We start from the raw sequence: 19,875 nt of genomic DNA, 5'->3' as shown, positions 1-19,875 counted from the left end.
CAGCTTCTGGAGACGACCATGACCGAACCCACTCAAGCCCCGCTTCCGCTTGCCAGCGGAGCCGCGGCGCCGAACACAGCGGGCCCGGCGCCCGCCGCCATGCAGGCTCGGGCGCCGCACCACGCGCCGAACACCGACGGCATCTGGTACGCGTCGTATCCGGCGGACGTGCCGCATGAGATCGACGTCACGCAATACGAATCGGTCGTGCAGTTCTTCGACGAATGCATCGCGCGGTTCCGCGAGCGTGTCGCGTATGTGAGCGTGGGCGCGAGCCTGACCTACGGCGAACTCGGCCGCAAGGCCACCGCGTTCGCCGCGTATCTGCAAAGCCTCGGCGTGAAGCCGGGCGAGCGCGTCGCGATCATGTTGCCGAATACGTTCCAGTACCCGGTGTCGCTGTTCGGCATACTGAAGGCCGGCGGCGTGGTGGTCAACGTGAATCCGCTCTATACGGTGCGTGAACTCGCGCATCAGTTGAAGGACAGCGGCGCGCAAACCATCATCGTGTTCGAGAACTTCGCGAAGACGGTCGAAGACGCACTGCCCGGTACCAGGATACAGAACGTGATCGTGACGGGTTTGGGCGATCTGCTTGCCAACGGCCTGAATCTGAAGGGACGTCTGCTCAATTTCATGCTGCGGCACGTGAAGAAGATGGTGCCCGCGTACAACCTGCCCCAGGCGGTGCCGCTGCTCGAAGCGCTCTCGACTGGCTACTCGCGCCCGCTGACGCCCGTGCACCCCACTCACGACGACATCGCGTTCCTGCAGTACACGGGCGGCACGACCGGCGTCGCCAAGGGCGCGATGCTCACGCATAAGAACATCATCGCCAATCTGCTGCAGGCGAAGGCGTGGTCTGAAGGTCAACTGACCGGCGACGCCGAAACGGTGCTCACGCCGCTGCCGCTCTATCACATCTATTCGTTGACGGTGAACGCGCTGATCTTCATGGGGCTCGGCGGGCGCAATATTCTGATCGCCAATCCGCGCGACATGAAGCGCGTGATGATGATCATCCGTCACGAGAAATTCACCGGCATGACCGCCGTGAACACGCTCTATAACGCTTTCCTCGAAAACGAAGAGTTCTGCAAGCGCGACTTCTCCGATCTCAAGCTCGCGATGGCGGGCGGCATGGCGACGCAGAAGTCGGTGGCCGAGCGCTTCAAGGCGGTGACGGGCAAACCGATCATCGAAGGCTATGGACTCACAGAATGCTCGCCGATCGTGTCGATGAATCCGGTCGACCTCTCCAACATGCGCGACTTCGAAGGTTCGATCGGTTTGCCCGCGCCATCCACCCAGGTCCGTTTCAGGAAGGACGACGGCAATTGGGCGAACATCGGCGAGGCGGGCGAATTGTGCGTGAAGGGACCGCAGGTGATGAAAGGCTACTGGAACCGTCCGGAAGAAACCGCCAAGGTGATCGACGACGACGGTTGGCTCGCCACCGGCGACATTGGCGTGATGGATTCGCGCGGCTTCATCCGCCTCATCGACCGGAAGAAGGACATGATTCTGGTGTCGGGCTTCAACGTCTATCCGAACGAAATCGAAGACGTGATCGCGGCGCATCCGGACGTGCGCGAAGTCGCCGCAATCGGCGTGCCCGATGCCGCGCAGGGCGAACGGGTGAAGGTGTTCATCGTCAAGCGCAATCCGTCGCTGACGGCGGAACAGGTGATCGCCCATTGCCGCAAGAATCTGACCGGCTATAAGGTGCCGAAACTCGTCGAGTTCCGCGACGAGCTGCCGCAAACCAACGTCGGCAAGATTCTGCGCCGCGCCCTGCGCGACGAGGAACTCGCCAAGCTAAAGCCTGCCTGACAGGGAAGGCGCTTCGCGTCACCTTTCGGAGAGATTCATGAAGCACCGCCTGTCCGCACGCTCATGCCGCACGCCGGCCTTCATGCGCCTCGCCCCTTTTTCGCCGCGGACCGATGGTTTGCGTGCGAGCTTATTCACGTCCTTCGGTGTGTCATCACAAAGCGTGCGGTCGCGCAAACTGCTGATCGCGGCGCTCATGGCGGGAGCGGCTGCACTGGCCACGCCCACGGCGTTCGCACAAAACGACGACACGCCGCCCGCGCTCGATACCGCCAGTGCCGTCAAGGCGCCGGCCACGCCGTCCTCGCAGGTCGGCAAGCTCACGCTGGATCAGCAGGTCAAATGGCTGCGCGCCGCGCAACAGAGCGGCGCGCTGGAAAAACTCGGCGACGCGCAACTGGTCGCGCTGTTCCAGTCGCTCGATCCGCTCGCGTTGCCGCGCTATATCAAGGAAGGACCGAACGGCTATCCGTCGTACGAGTTCACGATGGCGCGTTCGGAACGCATTCACGGCCAATGGCCCGACAAGCCCGATCACATGCTGGTGCGCGTCGCGCACGACCCGCTGCGCATCTACGCAAAGTGGCTGCCCGACGGCGCGCGCGCGGGCCAGGAAATCATCTACGACGAGTCCAAACGGACCGATGAAATGTATGGGCATCTGGGCGGCATCATGAATGTGATGCCGGTGTGGACGTCGCTGAACGGCGCCCTCGCCCGTGCGCAATCGAACCATCAGGTGCGCGATCTCGGCACGGAATACATTGCGAACCAGTACCTCAGCGAAGGCAAGAAATACATCGAGGCCGGCTTGCCGCGTTCGACCCAGGTGGAAGTCAAAACGGTCGACGGCAGGCGCGTGGTGGCCTTCACCTTCGAAACGCCGACCGGCCAGCCGCAGTTCTACGCGAAGAAAGAAACGCTCGGCCTCGATCTGCGGCATCCGTATTTCCGCACCGTCGAGTCTTACGACAACGACGGCAAGATCTTCGAGAAGATCGTGTTCGAAACCATCACGCCAAAAACATTCGACGACTCGACCTTCGACCCGAAGAACAAGGCGTACAAGTTCTAGCTCTTGTGCAATACGTGCGGCGCGAAGGCGAATGCAAATGCGACGTGGGCATGCTGCGTATCCGAGCCCATGCTTTGCTCGTGACTGTGTTCGATCACATGTCCCGCGCTTTTGGCGAGTTGGTTCAGCACGAAGTAATCGGAAGCGCGCGTGAGGCCGATCAGCGAAGCCGATAAGAGCGTGGGCGCGGATGTCTGCGTTGCGCAAAGCAGCGGTGCGAGTGTCGTGTACCAGAGCGCGCCGATATCGTCGCCGGCTTCGAACACGGGTAACTGACTGTGTGCGGCATAGCCCGCGAAAGCGGCACCGTACGCGAGCGTGGAGTCGACCACCGCCACAGTATTGCTACGCGCCGCCGCATGCGCGAGCCACGGCCACGCGCTGCCTGCCGCGGTCGAGAGGTAAGCGCCGGTCATCATGAAAGTGCGCCGGTCCATTCATCGCTCCAGTCGTCAGGTTGCGCGTGCGGCCCGCGCACTCAGGTGTAGCCGCGCCGGTCGCGCCACGCCGCCGGCCAGATGCCCTGCTTGCCCGGCGCGAGAATGCCGTTCGGGTCGAGCGCGTCCTTGATCGTTTCCGAGAACCGCAGCAATGCGCCGTCGTTGAAGCTGTATTGGGCCGCGGCAAAATCCATATACGCGAGATGCGCGCGATATTCGCCGTAGCCCGCCGCGCGCGCGTCGCTCATCAGCGAACGCAATAGCGCGCCGGCCTGCTCGACCTGGTTCGCGTCATCACGGTCGAAGATCGCCGCGAAAATGTGATGCAGATGTCGCACGCCCGCTGTAAAACCGCCGTAGTAGTCGAAGCCGTATTCCGCGGCGCGCGCCTTGACCATCGTGTATTGGCGCAACGCGTCGCGCCCTGTCGCGGGACACACCGGCGCGAAATCCACATGCGCACCCGCGCCGCCGCGCCAGTCGAGCATGCGAAACGCGCTCATCGCCGGAATGCCGGCGAGGTTGCGATCGCCGCCCGCCGTGGGCTGCGCATCGCCCGCGTAGCGCGCCGTCAGGAAGCGCGCCTGCGGCACGCGCGCGAACGCGCGCTGCACGACCGCGTGGCGCGCGTCGATCGATTCAGGCGTGCCGTAGAGCGCGAAATGTAGATTCCAGCGGCCCACGTTCAGCTTGTCGAGCATCGCGGTCACGGCGCTCTCGGGCATCACGCCCGGTCCGTCGTACCACTGCGCGCGCGCCGATAAGCCGGCCGCGCGGCGCAAACCGCCTTCGATCACCGCGTGATTGCGGATCGTTTCATCGAGCCGCAACGGCCGCAATATCTCCACGATCGGTTCGAGATCCGCTTCATGCTTAAACTGGATTTCACCCAGCAGATACGCGGGCGGCGCGGGCATCAGCCAGACACCCAGCTTGGTGACGATGCCGTAGTTCGACTGCATGAACATCGCGTCGAACGAGGGTCCGTAGCCCGGCTGATATAACTGCCACGCGGTGCCGATGTCGATCCCGCCCATCCCCGTGCGCAACACATCGCCGTTGGCCAGCACCACTTCCATGCCGCACTGCGACGCCGCGTGATCGCCGTACGCGGTATAGCCAAAGCCACGTTCGAGCGTATTGCCGACCACGCTGCCCCAACCGGCCGCGGGCGGATCGACCCACAGCTTGTAGCCCTTGTCGCGCAGATGCGCATACAGATCGAAGTAACTCACACCTGGCTCGACCAGCGCGTACGCCATGGCCTCGTTCACTTCGATGATGCGGTTCATCCTGTGCAGATCGAGCACGACCGAACCGGCGAGACGCGGCGCCGCGCCGCCATACGCGAAGTTGCGTCCGGTCGAGACGGTCCACAGCGGAATGCGAAATTGATTGGCAATGCGCAGCACCGCGCGAATTTCGTCGACGGAGCCGGGTAAGACGGCGGCACTGGCCGAAAACGCTTCGCGCTCGCCGGGCGCGAACGGATCGAGATAGGCGGCGAGGCCGTCCGCCGAGGTCACGACCTGCGGCTCGCCGACAATCGAGCGCCAACCCGCGAGCGCGCGATCGAACTGCGCGGCGGACACCTTCGGCGGCAAGCTACGAATCAAAGCGTCTCCTTGGCCGCCGCGCGAGTCAGCAGCAGTGAATCAGCGGCAGGGATCAGCGGCGCATTCCTCCTCCGCCGCCGTGCGACATGCCGCCCCATGTGTGCATGGGCCGCGCCCCATGCCAACCGCCGCGGCCGCCCATGCCGAACGATCCGCGCACGCCATGCACATAGCGCACATGATCCATGTGATGAAAATGATGAAAGCGGTCGACGAACACGAACGACACGCCGACACCAAACACCACCGGCGGCCCCCAATACCATGGATCGTAGTAGTAGACGGGGCCATCCGCCAAGGCCTGCGCGGCGGCATCGTCCTCGACGATCTGCCACGTGCCGTCCGGTTGCAGGCACGCGCGGCCGGTAATCTGCTGCATGACGCCGTCGATTTCCGCCTGCCCCGCCACGAACCGGCACACCGACGCATCCGATTGCGCCTCGGCCGGCGCCGCGCACGCGGCGCACAGGCACACACAGGCTACGCCGCAATACAGCCCGCTGCCGAACTGATGAAATGTGAGCATGATCTTGCTGCCTTTATGCTGTCCGACGCGCACCGGCGTTGCGACCCGAAAAAAACGTGTCGACACCGTGAAGACACCGTCGGTTTGCCTTGCTGAAGCCCTTGCCGTGACCGCGCGCAGACCACGCGGCGACGGCACGATCCAGCAACAGGTAAACGTTGCGTCGCGCGACGCTATTCCGCGCGCGCGGCGGGCGCGCACGCGGTTTCTGTTACCGGGTGTTGCAGAGCCGGCCGATCGACAGGCGGCAGGATCGGAACCGCGTATGCCGCTACTGCCACGACTCCGGTTTGCCGCCGAGCGCGCTGCACACGTCGATGGCGATCGTGCGCAGCTTGCCTTCCGCGATCGGCCCGGACAGCGCGTAGCCCATGCCGTCGTTGACCCAGTAGAAGGTGCGCCGGTTGCCGTCGCGGAACAGGCGGAACGCGGTTTCGTCGCGAGAAATGCCGGTGACGTAGAGCGTGAGCCGCGCGCCGCCGGCGTTCTCGTACATGAACTGCGCAGCCGGTCCCGCTTCGCCGGGCAACAGCCGCCCGCCCACCAGCGAGTAGCCGTATTCCTGCAATGACGGCACCGAGAGCGGCCGGTTCAACCGTTTGGAGAGCCAGTTGATCAGATGCTCTTCTTCGTTCGCGGCGACTTCCACCGGATGACGCTGCTCGGGCGTGTACACCGCGTAGGCGATGTCCGCGCGCTCGGCGAAGCTCGGCGGCCGGCTGCCCAGACCGTCCCACGCGCCACCCGTCAGACGCGGCGCGAGCGGCCCGAGGGCGAGCGCAAGCCCGGCGCCAGCCGCCAGCCAGCAGGCCGCGACGCCGGCGCGCTGCCACCACGACGTTCTCCGGCGCAACACGATGAAGGCCGGCTCGTCGGCCGCTTCGCGCTCATGGCGCTCGTTGCGCTCATCACGCTCGCTGCGCTGCGGCGCGCCGCACAGCACGCGCAACGCAGCTTTCTGCGCGCGCCACGCGGCTACGCGCGCGGCGACCTGCGGATGCTGTGCCAGTTGAGCCTCGATCGCGGCGCGCTCCGCGTCCGGCAGTTCACCGTCGACAAACGCCGACAGCGCTCGCAGATCGAGCCCTTCGGGCAAGCTGGCATCGTAGTCGTCGCTGTTCATCACGGGTTTCTCACTACTTTCAACGGTGGACTTTTACGCACCGGCCCCTGAGCCGGTCCCTCCGTCAGCAACGCGCGCATGTGTTCGCGAGCGCGCGAGAGCCGCGACATCACCGTGCCGATCGGCACGCCGAGCGCGCGTGACGCCTCCTGATAAGACAGTTCCTCCACGCAGACCAGCAACAGTACTTCGCGCTGTTCGACGGGCAGACAATATAACGCGCGCTGCAGATCGCGCAGCACGAGGCCGTCGACTTCCCCTTGCGGCGCTTCGAGATTGCGCCACGGCGCGCTCTCGTCGTCGACGGCAATCTCGCGGCGGCCGCGTAACTGGTCGATGTAGAGATGCCGCAGGATCGTCAAGAGCCATGCGCGCAGATTGCTGTCCGGCCGGAACGCCGCCCAACGGGCGAGCGCGCGCTCCGCCGTATCCTGCACGAGGTCGTCGGCCCACGCGCGGTCGCCCGTCAGTGCGCGCGCGTAGCGGCGCAGCTGCGGGAGCCACGAAATCACTTCGGCTTCGAAAGTCACCCGGTGGGCGGCGCTCAGTAGCCGCCGCTGCTGCCGCCGCTCGAGCTGGAGGCGCCGCTATCGGTCGCGGACGTACACGCGCTCGTCGCGAGCGTACCGCCCGCGAGTGCCAGCAGAACGAAAACGGCGGAAAGAATGCGCGATACTTTCATGGTGAGTCTCCTTGATGAGCGCCCGGACGCCTGATGCGGCCGGCAAGCCGATCGGCGACGCGCACGATGCAGCGTCGCCATGCCTGATATAACGCGGACAGGCGGTGATTTATTCCGCCCATAGCACGACCATGCGCTATCTTTTTCCGCCATCCGCGCCGCGCAGGCCCGCACGTGGCGGATGAGCACGGCATTCGTCCGCAGATTCGTAACTCAACGTTACAGCCAATAGTTATCAGATGCTTATGCGCCCACAAGCCGTTATAGTGGACGCAGTTCGCCCGCCGACGCGTTCCGCCCCCACACAGGGTAGAATCGCGGCGAACAACCGTCTTTCTAACCTGAATTGTCCATGGCTTCCGCAGAATCGCATCCGCAAAACGACTTCATGAACGCTGCGCGCAAAGAACGAAAGCGCGTCGAGATCTATCTTGTCAACGGCATTCGCCTGACGGGGTGCATCGAGTCGTTCGATCAGTATCTGGTGATGCTGCGCACGCCTGTCGGGCTGCAAGGCATCTACAAGCGCGCGATCTCGACGATCCAGCTCGACACCGGCACGCGTCCGGCTCCCCGCGCGGGGCGTCCCTCGCACGGCGAGCACACCACGCGTGGCCCGCACGGTTCGCGTGAACCGCGCGATCATCGTGAGCCGCGCGAACCGCGTGAACCGCGCGAGTCGTATGGTGCGCCGTCTTCGGACCGGCCTGCGTCGGATCGTAGCAGCGGCACCTCGGACGGCCCGGTAGTCGTCACGCGCCGCCGGCGTCTGTTCGGCACGGGCGGCGACGGTGGCAACCACGGCGGTGGCAGCCATGGTGGCGGCAATCACGGCGGCAATGGCGGCACCGAGTAAGCGGCCGCCGCAGCGCTCGGCTACTCCGGCGAATGGCCGAGCCGCTGCAAGATCTTTTCCAGACGCATCACCTGCAGTTCCGTCAGTTCGAATCCGCATTTGACCGCCAGCACGCGGCGGCGCCAATACACGGCGTCAAGCAAGCGCTGCGCCGGTTGCTTCGTTGCCCAATCCAGGTGTTCCAGTTCAGCTTCCACGACGTGTGACGCGTTCAGGCGCTGCGCCGCGCATGCGGTTTTTTTCCGGTTCATATTGTTCGCTGCCTTGTTGTTCACGGGTTCTGGTGGCGCCCCTCCCGAGCGCGGCACTGCCGGCTCACGGCATGCGTTGCGGTCTGCCGGCCCACGCGGCCGGCGCTTGCTTTTGTTGTCCCGCGCCGCTTTCTGTCGACACACGGAAAACGAGTTGATGCGCAATGGTTTTAAGTCTCGGTTGATGACATTGCGGCGGCTCGGAACTCGTTCGACTCGCGGCTTTGGAGCAGCCGCTTACGGCGCGCGGTCCTATACCGTCCGGCCGATGTTCGCGGCGGGCCGCTTTGCGCTATGCTGATTTGCTGACTCTCTTTCCACGGAGCACGTCATGACCAGCAAGAAGCAACACGAATCTAAAACCGCCGAAACACAGGCATCCGACCAATCCGCCGATAGCCGTCTCGACGAGGCGCTCGAGGAGAGCTTTCCCGCCAGCGATCCGATCGCCGTCGACATGGCGGACCCGCATCATGCGCCGGAGAAGGGAGCGTCTTCGGAGGGAAAGAAGCGGCATTAGAGCTGGCCGTATTTTTGTCTCGCGGAGCACAGGGAAACGAAGCAGCTGCCAGGGCCTGGGCGCTACCGCACGGGCGGTGCGTTGAGCGCGGGCGCTCGTGCGCGTGCAAGACAAATGGGGATATTTGCGCCGCGCCATGCGCGCGCCGCGCGTGAAACGTCACGCGACCACGCGTGGAATAAACGTAGCGAGCTGTTACTGCTGTGGGGATCGAGAATTGAGCGAGTCCGCGAAACGGCGACGCCGCCCGCGTGGACCTCGCGAACTACACGCGTTGCACGAAGATAGCCGAATAACGAGTCATCGTTCCAGTGAGCCGGGCAACACGTTCAACACCACGCCGCCCTGCCCACCGGATGCTCGTCAGACCGCCACACTCAGTGCGCAGGCAAACCGCTTTCCAGCTGACGTTGCAGATCGCGCACCTGACGCTGCGCGACACGCAACTGATCTTGCGCGGCAGCCTTCTGCTGCGCCAGCGTCGTGGCTTCGGCACGCGTCTGCTGCTGCTGGGTGGCCACAATAGTCTGCTGCTGACGCGCGACATCGAGGTCCGCCTGCAAGCGGTTGGCGCGGTCCTGCGACAACGCGATCATCCGCTCCGTGAAGCCTTTCTGCGCCTCGAGTTGCGTGCGGCGAATCTCGACTTCCGACAGTTGCACCGTCTGACGCGCGAAATCCTTGTAGATCGTGTTGGCACGCCCCGCGTCCTGCGTCTTGATGACACGCCAGAAATTTTTCTGCTGGAACAGCGCCACGTAGTACGTCATTTCCTTGCCGTAAAACAGCAAGCTAGCCCCGTAGCTGCCGTTATACGTGGTGCGCAACTCGCCCATTTCCGACCCGTGGATCATCTGCTGCAATTCCGCTACGTTGCCTGCCGCGGATTGCTTCGCTTCGTCGGGCGTGAGCGCCGAGGTCTGTGCCTGTCCTGCCTCTGAGTTAGCCGGCAACGCCGCCGTCGTGCCCGGCTGGGAAAGAACGCCGCCCCCGGCGCTGGCGTTGCTGTCAGACAGAGTCTGCGCATTGACGCCCTGCACTGCCCACATCGCGATGAATCCGGCGAGGGCAATTTGTCGTAGTTTCGACTTGTGGTCCATGTAATTCCTGCTTGAACAGTTTTTGTTTTAGTACAACCGTCTCATTATTACTCACTTTCGCGTGTTTCGGGCTCTTCGTCGAAAATTTGATACTTGCGCACCTTCTCCCACAAAACGCCGATCGGCTGGCGTCTGGACGAATCGAATCACACGGTGACCAACGCGGGCTGTTTCGTCAATCCGAACGGCCTGAATGGCGCGATGCCGATTCCCGAACTGATCACGAGCCTCGTCGGCGGCACGAGCGCAAGCGTCGCCAGTGGGCCGCCCGCCAGCAGCAACCCGTTCGGCCCGCTGCAAAGCTCCCTCGCGAGTCTCGGACTCGGCCGCAATCCGGTCGGCTCGCTGTCGACGCTGCTCGGCGGCACACCGCTGGCCGGCCTGACCTCTGCGTTGAGCGGCACGCCGCTGGGTTCGCTGACTTTCTCGGGTTTTCGCGGTTCGCCGTTGAACTCGCTGACTTCGGCGTTAGGCGGTTCGGGTAGCGCGTCGAATCCGCTGTCGATGCTGACGGGCGCGCTCTCCGGCGTCACGAGCGGCAGCTCGGACTCGGGCGGCAGCGGCCGAGCGCTCGCGCCAATGACCGCACTGGCCGACCAGTTGACCGGCACGTTCAGTTCGGCGGCGGGTTCGACGAGTGGTACGGGCACGGCGACGAGTGGCTTGACGATCGTGCTCGGCGGCTTGTTGCCGGTCAGCCATAAGTAGGTAGCCTAAATGTTTTATCGCTGCCGCATGTATCAGTCATTCGATGAGACTTGCCATACGGCTTGTTCATCGAATGGCGCATGCAACCGCGAGCTGCGCAGTGCGCATAAACAGTCCGACTCATCACGTACTCCGCACTTTTGCCGAGAGCGCTCAAGCCCCTCGGAGCCCGCGACGTAGTACCCCACGTCTCGCTCGACATGGCGCGCGTCTATCTGCATGCGGGTGCGCCCTTGCCTTCGAAGCTTTCGTCGATCGCGTTCGGCTTCCGCATCTCGGATGCGAAGTACTACAGCCTGACTCTCTCAGTGGCCAAAGCGACCGGCGACGCGCCGGCGAAGAGCACGTCGCGGAGTCCGCGCATCGACGCGACGTTCTCGTACCAGCTGAATTGATCGGTAAAAGTGCCGCGCCCTGATTAGAGGGTCCACTATCAAACGGCGCGCGCACTTTCACGTATTCTGCGCTGACGATGTGTCGCTCGCGGCGCCCAAGCCGCAATTCGCAATTCGCAGGCTTCCGGCGGCACACGAAGGCAGCAGAAGTCGAACCTGAGGGACCATGCCAGGCATCACGGTGGCCGTCGTTTGAAGCCCGCCCGAGATGCCAATAACGCCGCGCGACCATGATCGCGCCGTCTTTAATCAAGGAGGAAGACAATGACGCAATTCACCCAACGTGCGCGCGCAGTCGCGCTTCGCACGGTCAAACATGCCGCGCTCGCCGGCGTATTGCTCGCCAGTGCCGTGACGGCTATGGCGCAGGCCGACAGCCCGGTCGGCACGTGGCAAACCATCGACGATCACACCGGCCAGCCCAAGGCGCTCGTGCAGATCGCGCAGGACGGCAGCGGCGCGCTCAGCGGCAAGGTGATCAAGGGACTCGGCGCGAACGACCAGCCGGATCGTCGCTGCACAGCCTGTACCGACGCGCGCAAGGATCAGCCGATCCTCGGCATGACGATCATCAGCGATATGAAGAAGGATGGCGACGCCTGGGATCACGGGCAGATTCTCGACCCGGAAAACGGCAAGCTCTACAAGTGCAAGATGCACCTGGAAGATGGTGGGAACAAACTGGTGGTGCGCGGCTATATCGGCGTGTCGCTGCTGGGCCGCTCGCAGACGTGGGTTCGTCAGCAATGATGCGCGGGTAATTCAGGTACTCGTTGCATAGCCCGTATAACACCATGAGAAACGGCCGACGATCGCAATCGTTCGGCCGTTTCTTTTGTTTGAAGACGCTGGGTTGAATGGGTCATGCAGCGTGTTTGAAGGGCGAATGGAACGCGAACGGCGAAGACGGCAGCGGTTGGCTCGAAGGCGGGCTGTAGACAGCGGGCGCGACAACCGGAGCCTTTTCGGCTTCGACGCTCTTGGGTTTCTCGTTCACGTGCGTACGCATGCGCGCTTCCATCAGGCCGCAAAGCTCTTCGCTCGCTGCGCCGAACAATTGCTCCATGACACGGTTGAGCACGCCGGACTCGTACCATGCCTTGAAGCGGCGATGGCAGGTTTGGTAGGACGGGTATTTGCGCGGCATGGCGGACCAGGTGGCGCCGCTATACATGACCCACAGCACGCCGTTGAGCACTGAGCGCGTATTGGCGAGCGGCCGGCCACGCAGTTCGGAGCGCGGCCGCAGTTCGGGAAGCAACGGTGCGACACGTTGCCATTCTTCGTCGTTGATATCGCGATAGGGATTCATGGTTTCTCCTTTGTCAAAACCTTGACAAAAGATATCCAGTCGTCCGCGGACGGAATATAAGACCAATCCGAATCTTGAAAATACGCCGAGCGACGGCGTGTCATCGGCAGACGGCGTGCGAGCTATCGTAAAAGCACCGCCGGCCGTGGCGCGCGACGCCTCAGGTCAGAGACGTATCGACAATCCGCCGCGGTGTATCGAGATACTCCTTCGACTGCATTTCGACGATGCGCGACACCGTGCGCGCGAACTCGTTGGCCATCGGACCGTCCACATACAGTTCTTCGGGCGGCACCGCGGCGGACATCAGCAGCTTCACCTTGTGGTCGTAGAACACGTCGATCAGCCACGTGAAGCGGCGTGCCTCCGAAGCCATGCGCACGGACATCTGCGGCACGCCGGAGAGGATCACCGCGTGAAAGCGGCTCGCCAGTTCAAGATAATCGTTCTGCGAACGCGGACCGCCGCACAAGGTGGCGAAGTCGAACCACACGACGCCGTCGGCGCGGCGCAGCGCCTTCAGTTCGCGCTTTTCGATACGCAGGATCGGGCTTTCGTCGGGCACCGCGGCAAGACGCGCGAACGCGTCGCGCAACGCCTTGTCGGCGGCGGCGCCGAGCGGCGTGTGATACACCTCGACCTGAGCCAGCGTACGTTGCCGGTAGTCGATGCCCGCATCGACGTTGATGACGTCGAGCTTTTCCTTGATGAGTTCGATCGCCGGCAGCATCCGGTCGCGATGCAGCCCGTCCGGATACAGCGTGTCCGGATCGTAGTTGGAGGTCATCACGAACTGCACGCCGTTTTCGAAGAGCTTGTCGAGCAGGCGGTACAGGATCATCGCGTCGGCGATATCCGACACGTGGAATTCATCGAAACAGATCAGCCGGTAGCGCTTTGCAATGCGGCGCGCGAGTTCGTCGAGCGGATCGGCCTGGCCCTTCAGATCTTCCAGTTCACGGTGCACTTCGCGCATGAACTCGTGAAAATGCAGCCGCGTTTTACGGTGCAACGGCACGATCATGTAGAAGCTGTCCATCAGGAAGCTCTTGCCCCGCCCTACGCCACCCCACATGTACACGCCGCGCGGCAGATCCGGGTGAATCAGCAGTTTCTTGAACGCGTTCGAGCGGCGCGACTTGTACTCGGTCCACTCTTCATAGCACCGCTGCAGACGGTCGACCGCTGCGCGTTGCGCCGGGTCCGATTGGTAACCCCGCGTCTGCAGTTCTTTTTCGTAGTATTCGGTGACGTTCATCGTGTTGCTGCAAATAGAAAGGCGGGAGGGAGTGAACCCGCCCGCCTTCGTGGTAATGCCGGAGTACTGTCAGTCAGGCGTGCGCGTGATTACATGTTCAGCGCGCGCTTATCGACGGCCAGTGCCGCCTCGCGCATGACTTCCGACAGCGACGGGTGCGGATGGCAAATGCGGCCGATGTCTTCCGACGCCGCCTTGAATTCCATCGCCACCACGGCTTCCGCGATCAGGTCCGATGCGTTGGCCGAGATGATGTGCACGCCGAGCAGTTCGTCGGTCTTCGCGTCGGCGATCATCTTGACGAAACCATCCGCCTTGTTGATGCCCAGTGCGCGGCCGTTCGCCATGAACGGGAACTGGCCCGTCTTGATCTCGCGGCCTTCCGCCTTCAGCTGCTGTTCGGTCTTGCCGACCCACGCGATTTCCGGTTCGGTGTAGATCACCCACGGCACGCAGTTGTAGTCGATATGCGGCTTCTGACCGTCGATGATTTCGGCGACCAGCACGCCTTCGTCTTCAGCCTTGTGCGCGAGCATCGGGCCACGCACCACGTCGCCGATCGCGTACACGTTCGGCACGGTCGTCGCGCAGTGGTCATCGACGTCGATGAAGCCGCGCTCGTTGGCCTTCAGGCCGATCGCTTCGAGACCGAGGTTGTCGGTGTTCGGCACGCGGCCGATCGACACGATCAGGCGGTCGGCTTCGAGCTTTTGCGCGTTGCCGTCCTTGTCCGTGTAATTGATCGTGACGCTGTTATCCGTGGTCGTCACTTCGCCGACCTCCACGCCCACCTGGATGTCCAGACCCTGTTTCTTGAACTGCTTGGCCGCTTCTTTCGCGAGCGCCTGGTCAGCCGCGCCGAGGAATTCCGGCAGCGCTTCGAGCACGGTCACTTCCGCGCCCAGACGGCGCCACACCGAACCCAGTTCCAGACCGATCACGCCGGCGCCGATCACAGCCAGCTTCTTCGGTGCCGTGTCGAAGCTCAGCGCGCCTTCGTTGTCGGCGACGATCTTGTTGTCGACCGGAATATTCGGCAGATGGCGTGCCTTCGAACCCGTGGCGATGATCACGTTCTTGGCCGTGACCGTTTCCGTTTCGCCTTCGCCGCTCACCTCGATCTGCACGCCGGCGTCCGTCTTGCCGGTGAACTTGCCGTGGCCCTTGAGCCACGTGATCTTGTTCTTGCGGAACAGGAATTCGATGCCCTTGGTCATCTTTTCGACGATGCCTTCTTTACGGGCCATCATCTTCGCGATATCGACCGTCACGTTTTCCACGGAGATGCCGTGGTCAGCGAGGTGATGCGACGCGTTTTCAAATTCTTCCGACGACGCGAGCAGCGCCTTCGACGGAATGCAACCCACGTTCAGGCACGTGCCGCCGAGCTTCAGCGTGCCGGCCGGGTTCTTCCATTTTTCGATACATGCGACGGTCTTGCCGAGCTGCGCTGCGCGGATGGCGGCGATGTAACCGCCAGGGCCTGCGCCGATCACGACGACGTCAAATTCTTTGGACATGACAATCCTTTTGATAACGGAACGGCGCGCGGCCACGCTTCGTGGCGCGCGGCGTTCCTGTACTGCGGAATGCGAAAGACGTGCTGCCTGCCAGATGCCTGCTTAACACCTATATGGCGCCGGCTTGCTCAATGACAAGCACAGGCAAGCCGGCGCCGGCCGAACCGGCGCTTACAGGTCGAGCAGCAGGCGCGCCGGGTCTTCCAGCGCATCCTTCATGGCGACCAGCGACAGCACCGCTTCGCGACCGTCGATGATGCGGTGGTCGTACGACAGCGCCAGGTAGTTCATCGGGCGGATCACGATCTGGCCGTTTTCGACCACAGCGCGTTCCTTCGTGGCGTGCACGCCCAGAATCGCGGATTGCGGCGGGTTGATGATCGGGGTCGACAGCATCGAACCGAACACACCACCGTTCGAGATCGAGAACGTGCCGCCGGTCATTTCGTCGATCGACAGCTTGCCGTCCTTGGCCTTCTGGCCGAATTCGGCGATCTTCTTCTCGATTTCGGCGAGGCTCAGCTGATCCGCATTGCGCAGAATCGGCACCACCAGACCGCGCGGCGAACCGACAGCGATACCGATGTCGAAGTAGCCGTGATAGACGATGTCGTTACCGTCGATCGACGCGTTCACGAGCGGGAACTTCTTCAGCGCGTGAACCGCCGCCTTCACGAAGAACGACATGAAGCCGAGCTTCACGCCATGTTCCTTCTCGAAGCGGTCTTTGTACTTGTTGCGCAGGTCCATCACGGGCGCCATGTTCACTTCGTTGAACGTGGTCAGGATGGCGTTGGTTTGCTGCGACTCGAGCAGACGCTCGGCGATACGCGCACGCAGACGCGACATCGGCACGCGTTGTTCCGGACGATCCTTCAGCCATTGGTCAGCCGAAGCCGGCGCCTTGACGTCCGGCAGCGACGGCTTGGCAGCCTTCGGTGCGGCGGCCGGTGCCGGAGCCGGTGCGACCTTGGCAGCCGGAGCGCCTGCGGTCAGCACGTCGCCCTTGGTGATGCGGCCGTCGCGGCCCGTGCCGGCGACGTCGCCCGCGCCCAGACCCTTCTCGGCCATCAGCTTGCCGGCAGCCGGCGAAGCAGCGGTGTTCGCACCCGTTGCGGATGCGGCCTGAGCCGCCGGAGCCGGTGCAGCGGCGGGTGCCGGTGCGGCTTCCGGAGCGGGCTTCACTTCGGCTTCGACAGCAGCGGCGCCTGCCGTGCCTTCGGTGTCGATCTTGGCGATCACCTGATCAGCCGTGACGGTGTCGCCGTCGTTCGCGATGACTTGCGCGAGCACGCCGGCCGAGGGTGCCGGCACTTCGAGCACGACTTTGTCGGTCTCGATTTCGATGAGAATTTCGTCTTGAGCAACAGCTTCGCCCGGCTTCTTTTTCCACTGGAGCATCGTGGCTTCCGAGACCGACTCGGAGAGCTGGGGAACCTTGACTTCAACAATAGCCATTATGAATATCCTGAATACGTATCGGGTGACGGCGCGCGATCTATGGATCCCTCGACCGCCTGCGAACCTTGACTGCCGCACTGATCTTTCAGATGCGGCACGGGAAAGCGCCCTGCGCTTTCCCGGTTCAGCTCTTGTGATTATTTAGCGATCGACGCGCTCTTGAGGCGGCCGAAAGCGCCTTCGACCAGCGCCTTCTGCTGCTCGTAGTGCTTCGCGTAGTAGCCGACTGCCGGCGAAGCCGAAGCCGGACGCCCGCTGTATGCCAACTTCTGACCGTCCTTCATGCCTTCCTTCAGGTGGTGCTCGATGTAGAACCACGGGCCTTGATTCTGCGGCTCGTCCTGCACCCAGACCACTTCGGTCGCGTTGTCGTACTTCTTCATTTCCGCTTCGAACTGCTTATGCGCGAACGGATAGAGCTGTTCGATACGGATGATCGCGACGTCGTTCGACTTCGATTCACGGCGATGCGCGAGCAGGTCGTAGTAGACGCGACCCGAGCAGGCGATCACGCGCTTGACCTTCTTCGCCTCGATGGCTTCGTCGATTTCGCCGAGGATCGGCTGGAACGCACCCTTGGCCAGTTCCGACAGATCCGACACGGCTTCCTTGTGGCGCAGCAGCGACTTGGGCGTCGCGACGATCAGCGGCTTGCGGAACAGGCGGATCATCTGACGGCGCAACAAGTGGAAAATCTGCGCCGGCGTGGTCGGTTGAACGACCTGCATGTTATGGTCTGCGCACAGTTGCAGGAAACGTTCGATACGCGTGGACGAGTGTTCCGGACCCTGGCCTTCGTAGCCGTGCGGCAGCAGCATCGTCAGGCCCGATACGCGGCCCCACTTCACTTCGCCCGACGAGATGAACTGGTCGATCACGACTTGCGCGCCGTTCACGAAGTCGCCGAACTGCGCTTCCCATGCGACGAACGTATTCGGCTCAGCCGTCGAGTAACCGTATTCGAAGCCGAGCACCGCTTCTTCCGACAACACCGAGTCGATCACCGTGAACTTCGCCTGACCTTCGGCGATGTTCTGCAGCGGCACGTACGTGCCGTCGTTCCAGCGTTCGCGGTTCTGATCGTGCAGCACCGCGTGACGGTGCGTGAACGTGCCGCGGCCCGAGTCCTGACCCGTCAGGCGCACTGCGTAGCCCGATGCGACCAGCGACGCGAATGCGAGGTGCTCGCCCATGCCCCAGTCGAGCTTGGCTTCGCCACGGCCCATTGCGCGACGGTCGTTGATGACGCGCTCGACCAGCGGGTGAACCTTGAAGTTTTCCGGGACCGTGGTGATGCGTTCCGCGAGGCGCTTCAGTTCCGCGAGCGGCACGGCCGTGTCGGCTGCGTCGGTCCACTTGCGGTTCAGGAACGGCACCCAATCCACCGCGTACTTGCTCTTGTAGTTCGAGAGCACCGGGTCGACCGTGTGATGGCCTTCGTCCATCGCCTTGCGGTAAGCCTTGACGAATTCGTCGCCTTCTTCCGCGGTGATCACACCTTGCTGCACCAGCTTTTCAGCGTACAGTGCGCGCGTGCCCGGGTGCTTGGCGATCGTCTTGTACATCAGCGGCTGCGTGACGGCCGGCGTGTCCTGCTCGTTGTGGCCCAGCTTGCGGAAGCAGACGATGTCGACGACGACGTCCTTGTGGAACTGCATCCGGAAGTCGATTGCCAACTGCGTAGCCAGCACGACCGCTTCAGGATCGTCACCGTTCACGTGCAGCACCGGCGCTTCGATCATCTTGACGACGTCCGAGCAGTACAACGTGGAGCGCGAGTCGCGCGGGTCCGACGTCGTGAAGCCGATCTGGTTGTTGATGACGATGTGCAGCGTGCCGTGCGTGCCGTAACCGCGCGTTTGCGCGAGGTTCAGCGTTTCCATCACGACGCCCTGGCCCGCGAAGGCCGCGTCGCCGTGGATTTGCACCGGCAGCACTTGCAGGCCGCTGTCGTCGCCGCGACGGTCCATACGGGCCTTCGCCGAACCTTCGACCACCGGGTTGACGATTTCGAGGTGCGACGGGTTGAACGCGAGCGACAGGTGAACCGGGCCGCCTTCGGTCGAGACGTCCGACGAGAAACCCTTGTGGTACTTCACGTCGCCGGCCGGCAGGTCGTCGTGGTGCTTGCCTTCGAATTCGGCGAACAGGTCAGCCGGCATCTTGCCGAGCGTATTGACCAGCACGTTCAGACGGCCACGGTGAGCCATGCCGATGACGATTTCCTGGACGCCATTGGCGCCGCCGTGACGCACGACTTCGTCCATCGACGCGATGAAGCTTTCGCCGCCTTCGAGCGAGAAGCGTTTCTGGCCGACGTACTTGGTGTGCAGGAAGCGCTCGAGGCCTTCAGCGGCCGTCAGGCGATTCAGGATGTGCTTTTTCTTTTCGTTCGAGAAGTTCGGCGTCGAACGGATCGATTCGAGCTTCTCTTTCCACCAGCGCTTCTGTTCCGGATCGCTGATGTACATGTACTCGGCGCCGATCGTGCCGCAGTACGTGTCGCGCAACGCCTTGACGATCTCACGCAGCGACGCGCGCTCGAATCCGAAATACAGATTCGTTGCGCTGAACTCCTGGTCCATGTCGGCTTCGGTGAAGTCGTAGAACGCGGGTTCGAGTTCGGGGATCGCGGGACGTTCGCGGCGCTTCAGGGGATCGAGATTGGCCCATTGCGAGCCGAGGAAGCGATATGCGCCGATGAGGGACTGCACATAGACTTGCTTGCGAGCGGTAGCGAGATCTTCGCCACCAGCTGCCGTGCGTGGGATGAAGGCATTAGCCTTGGCCCGTTGAGCAAACGATTCGACGATCGGGCCATGGGCCACGTCGTTGGCATTGCTGCCATCCGATGCAGGGACGTTCTGCAACGCGTCGAAATAGCTGCGCCAGTTCTCGGGCACTGACGCCGGATTATCGAGATACGCTTCGTACATTTCTTCTACGTACGGAGCATTGCCGCCGAACAGATAAGAGTTCGACTGGAATTGCTTCATCATTTTTACGCTCACCTTTCTTCGAGTTTCTCGAGAAATAGCGGGTTACAGAACCTTCCGCGACACGGCCTGACCGTTTAGCGGATTGCGCGAATCAAGTCTTGCTTGGAAGGACCTAAAACTTTGCACCCGGGGAGCATATCACAGAACGGATAGTGCAGATAGCAGACGGATTGCCGCTTAAGCCCGTCGCGACGGGCTTT

General features: G+C 62.9%; 19 protein-coding genes and 2 pseudogenes. 7 read left to right on the top strand and 14 right to left on the bottom strand.

What is annotated here, in order from left to right; translation table 11 throughout:
- The first annotated feature begins 18 nt into the window (after window positions 1-18).
- Both P0D96_RS20690 and P0D96_RS20685 read left to right on the top strand, forming a co-directional pair.
- On the top strand, window positions 19-1,833 hold the full coding sequence (locus tag P0D96_RS20690; protein ID WP_408175745.1) for an AMP-binding protein: 1,815 nt from the start codon (window positions 19-21) through the stop codon (window positions 1,831-1,833).
- 37 nt (window positions 1,834-1,870) lie between these two features.
- Window positions 1,871-2,908: a DUF1571 domain-containing protein gene (locus P0D96_RS20685; RefSeq protein ID WP_408175746.1), complete on the top strand. Its 1,038-nt coding sequence runs from the start codon at window positions 1,871-1,873 to the stop codon at window positions 2,906-2,908.
- Here the strand turns inward: P0D96_RS20685 and P0D96_RS20680 are convergent.
- The 6 genes from P0D96_RS20680 to P0D96_RS20655 all read right to left on the bottom strand — a co-directional run bounded on the left by P0D96_RS20680 (window position 2,905) and on the right by P0D96_RS20655 (window position 7,295).
- Complete coding sequence (locus tag P0D96_RS20680; RefSeq protein ID WP_408175747.1) at window positions 2,905-3,345, bottom strand: hypothetical protein; 441 nt, start codon at window positions 3,343-3,345, stop codon at window positions 2,905-2,907. The genes P0D96_RS20685 and P0D96_RS20680 overlap by 4 nt on opposite strands.
- Window positions 3,346-3,386: 41 nt before the next feature.
- Window positions 3,387-4,964 (bottom strand): FAD-binding oxidoreductase, encoded by a 1,578-nt coding sequence (locus tag P0D96_RS20675; RefSeq protein ID WP_408175749.1) that lies wholly within the window; start codon window positions 4,962-4,964, stop codon window positions 3,387-3,389.
- 52 nt (window positions 4,965-5,016) lie between these two features.
- On the bottom strand, window positions 5,017-5,490 hold the full coding sequence (locus tag P0D96_RS20670; protein ID WP_408175750.1) for a hypothetical protein: 474 nt from the start codon (window positions 5,488-5,490) through the stop codon (window positions 5,017-5,019).
- A gap of 271 nt (window positions 5,491-5,761) precedes the next feature.
- Window positions 5,762-6,613, bottom strand: coding sequence for a zf-HC2 domain-containing protein (locus P0D96_RS20665; RefSeq protein ID WP_408175752.1), 852 nt, complete (start codon window positions 6,611-6,613; stop codon window positions 5,762-5,764).
- The gene (locus P0D96_RS20660; protein ID WP_132374936.1) at window positions 6,613-7,143 is read right to left on the bottom strand and encodes a sigma-70 family RNA polymerase sigma factor; all 531 of its coding nucleotides are present in this window, start codon (window positions 7,141-7,143) and stop codon (window positions 6,613-6,615) included. The genes P0D96_RS20665 and P0D96_RS20660 overlap by 1 nt, the downstream gene beginning before the upstream one ends.
- A gap of 14 nt (window positions 7,144-7,157) precedes the next feature.
- Entirely contained in the window at window positions 7,158-7,295 is a 138-nt protein-coding gene (locus P0D96_RS20655) for a hypothetical protein (protein WP_165923847.1), read from the bottom strand.
- Between the two features lie 352 nt (window positions 7,296-7,647).
- Between P0D96_RS20655 and hfq the strand changes: the two genes are divergently transcribed.
- Complete coding sequence (gene hfq, locus P0D96_RS20650; RefSeq protein ID WP_408175754.1) at window positions 7,648-8,151, top strand: RNA chaperone Hfq; 504 nt, start codon at window positions 7,648-7,650, stop codon at window positions 8,149-8,151.
- Window positions 8,152-8,171: 20 nt separating this feature from the next.
- On the opposite strand, the gene P0D96_RS20645 is transcribed toward hfq, so the two are convergent.
- On the bottom strand, window positions 8,172-8,402 hold the full coding sequence (locus P0D96_RS20645) for a hypothetical protein (protein WP_132376922.1): 231 nt from the start codon (window positions 8,400-8,402) through the stop codon (window positions 8,172-8,174).
- 331 nt (window positions 8,403-8,733) lie between these two features.
- Here P0D96_RS20645 and P0D96_RS20640 point away from each other — a divergent pair, with 331 nt between their 5' ends.
- On the top strand, window positions 8,734-8,922 hold the full coding sequence (locus tag P0D96_RS20640) for a hypothetical protein (RefSeq protein ID WP_132374938.1): 189 nt from the start codon (window positions 8,734-8,736) through the stop codon (window positions 8,920-8,922).
- A gap of 377 nt (window positions 8,923-9,299) precedes the next feature.
- Here P0D96_RS20640 and P0D96_RS20635 read toward each other — a convergent pair whose 3' ends face one another.
- Both P0D96_RS20635 and P0D96_RS20630 read right to left on the bottom strand, forming a co-directional pair.
- Window positions 9,300-10,022, bottom strand: a complete 723-nt coding sequence (locus tag P0D96_RS20635) for a DUF2968 domain-containing protein (RefSeq protein ID WP_408315051.1) — start codon at window positions 10,020-10,022, stop codon at window positions 9,300-9,302.
- Between the two features lie 47 nt (window positions 10,023-10,069).
- A pseudogene (locus tag P0D96_RS20630) lies at window positions 10,070-10,138 on the bottom strand (helix-turn-helix domain-containing protein); the annotation flags it as partial.
- On the opposite strand from P0D96_RS20630, the gene P0D96_RS20625 reads away from it, so the two are divergent.
- From P0D96_RS20625 to P0D96_RS20615, 3 genes and pseudogenes are all read left to right on the top strand, one after another.
- Window positions 10,116-10,730: a hypothetical protein gene (locus P0D96_RS20625; protein ID WP_408315049.1), complete on the top strand. Its 615-nt coding sequence runs from the start codon at window positions 10,116-10,118 to the stop codon at window positions 10,728-10,730. The pseudogene P0D96_RS20630 and the gene P0D96_RS20625 sit on opposite strands and share 23 nt — an antisense overlap.
- A gap of 182 nt (window positions 10,731-10,912) precedes the next feature.
- Window positions 10,913-11,125: pseudogene (locus P0D96_RS20620) on the top strand (ShlB/FhaC/HecB family hemolysin secretion/activation protein); the annotation flags it as partial.
- 264 nt (window positions 11,126-11,389) lie between these two features.
- Window positions 11,390-11,875: a DUF2147 domain-containing protein gene (locus P0D96_RS20615; RefSeq protein WP_408280489.1), complete on the top strand. Its 486-nt coding sequence runs from the start codon at window positions 11,390-11,392 to the stop codon at window positions 11,873-11,875.
- A gap of 112 nt (window positions 11,876-11,987) precedes the next feature.
- On the opposite strand, the gene P0D96_RS20610 is transcribed toward P0D96_RS20615, so the two are convergent.
- The 5 genes from P0D96_RS20610 to P0D96_RS20590 all read right to left on the bottom strand — a co-directional run bounded on the left by P0D96_RS20610 (window position 11,988) and on the right by P0D96_RS20590 (window position 19,675).
- Window positions 11,988-12,437, bottom strand: coding sequence for a transposase (locus P0D96_RS20610; protein ID WP_408280487.1), 450 nt, complete (start codon window positions 12,435-12,437; stop codon window positions 11,988-11,990).
- A 160-nt stretch (window positions 12,438-12,597) separates the two neighbouring features.
- Window positions 12,598-13,695, bottom strand: a complete 1,098-nt coding sequence (zapE, locus tag P0D96_RS20605; RefSeq protein ID WP_132374942.1) for a cell division protein ZapE — start codon at window positions 13,693-13,695, stop codon at window positions 12,598-12,600.
- Between the two features lie 89 nt (window positions 13,696-13,784).
- The gene (gene lpdA, locus P0D96_RS20600; RefSeq protein WP_408315047.1) at window positions 13,785-15,215 is read right to left on the bottom strand and encodes a dihydrolipoyl dehydrogenase; all 1,431 of its coding nucleotides are present in this window, start codon (window positions 15,213-15,215) and stop codon (window positions 13,785-13,787) included.
- Window positions 15,216-15,386: 171 nt separating this feature from the next.
- A complete protein-coding gene (gene odhB / locus P0D96_RS20595; RefSeq protein ID WP_408175760.1) occupies window positions 15,387-16,673 on the bottom strand; it encodes a 2-oxoglutarate dehydrogenase complex dihydrolipoyllysine-residue succinyltransferase in 1,287 nt (428 codons plus the stop codon).
- 140 nt (window positions 16,674-16,813) lie between these two features.
- Window positions 16,814-19,675 carry a 2-oxoglutarate dehydrogenase E1 component gene (locus P0D96_RS20590; protein ID WP_132374945.1) on the bottom strand — a complete coding sequence of 954 codons (2,862 nt, stop codon included), beginning with the start codon at window positions 19,673-19,675 and terminating at the stop codon, window positions 16,814-16,816.
- Window positions 19,676-19,875 lie beyond the last annotated feature (200 nt).

Origin of the sequence: Paraburkholderia sp. RL17-347-BIC-D (assembly GCF_046027915.1) — a bacterium.
GTDB lineage: Bacteria > Pseudomonadota > Gammaproteobacteria > Burkholderiales > Burkholderiaceae > Paraburkholderia.
This window is presented reverse-complemented; position numbering and strand designations above follow the sequence as displayed.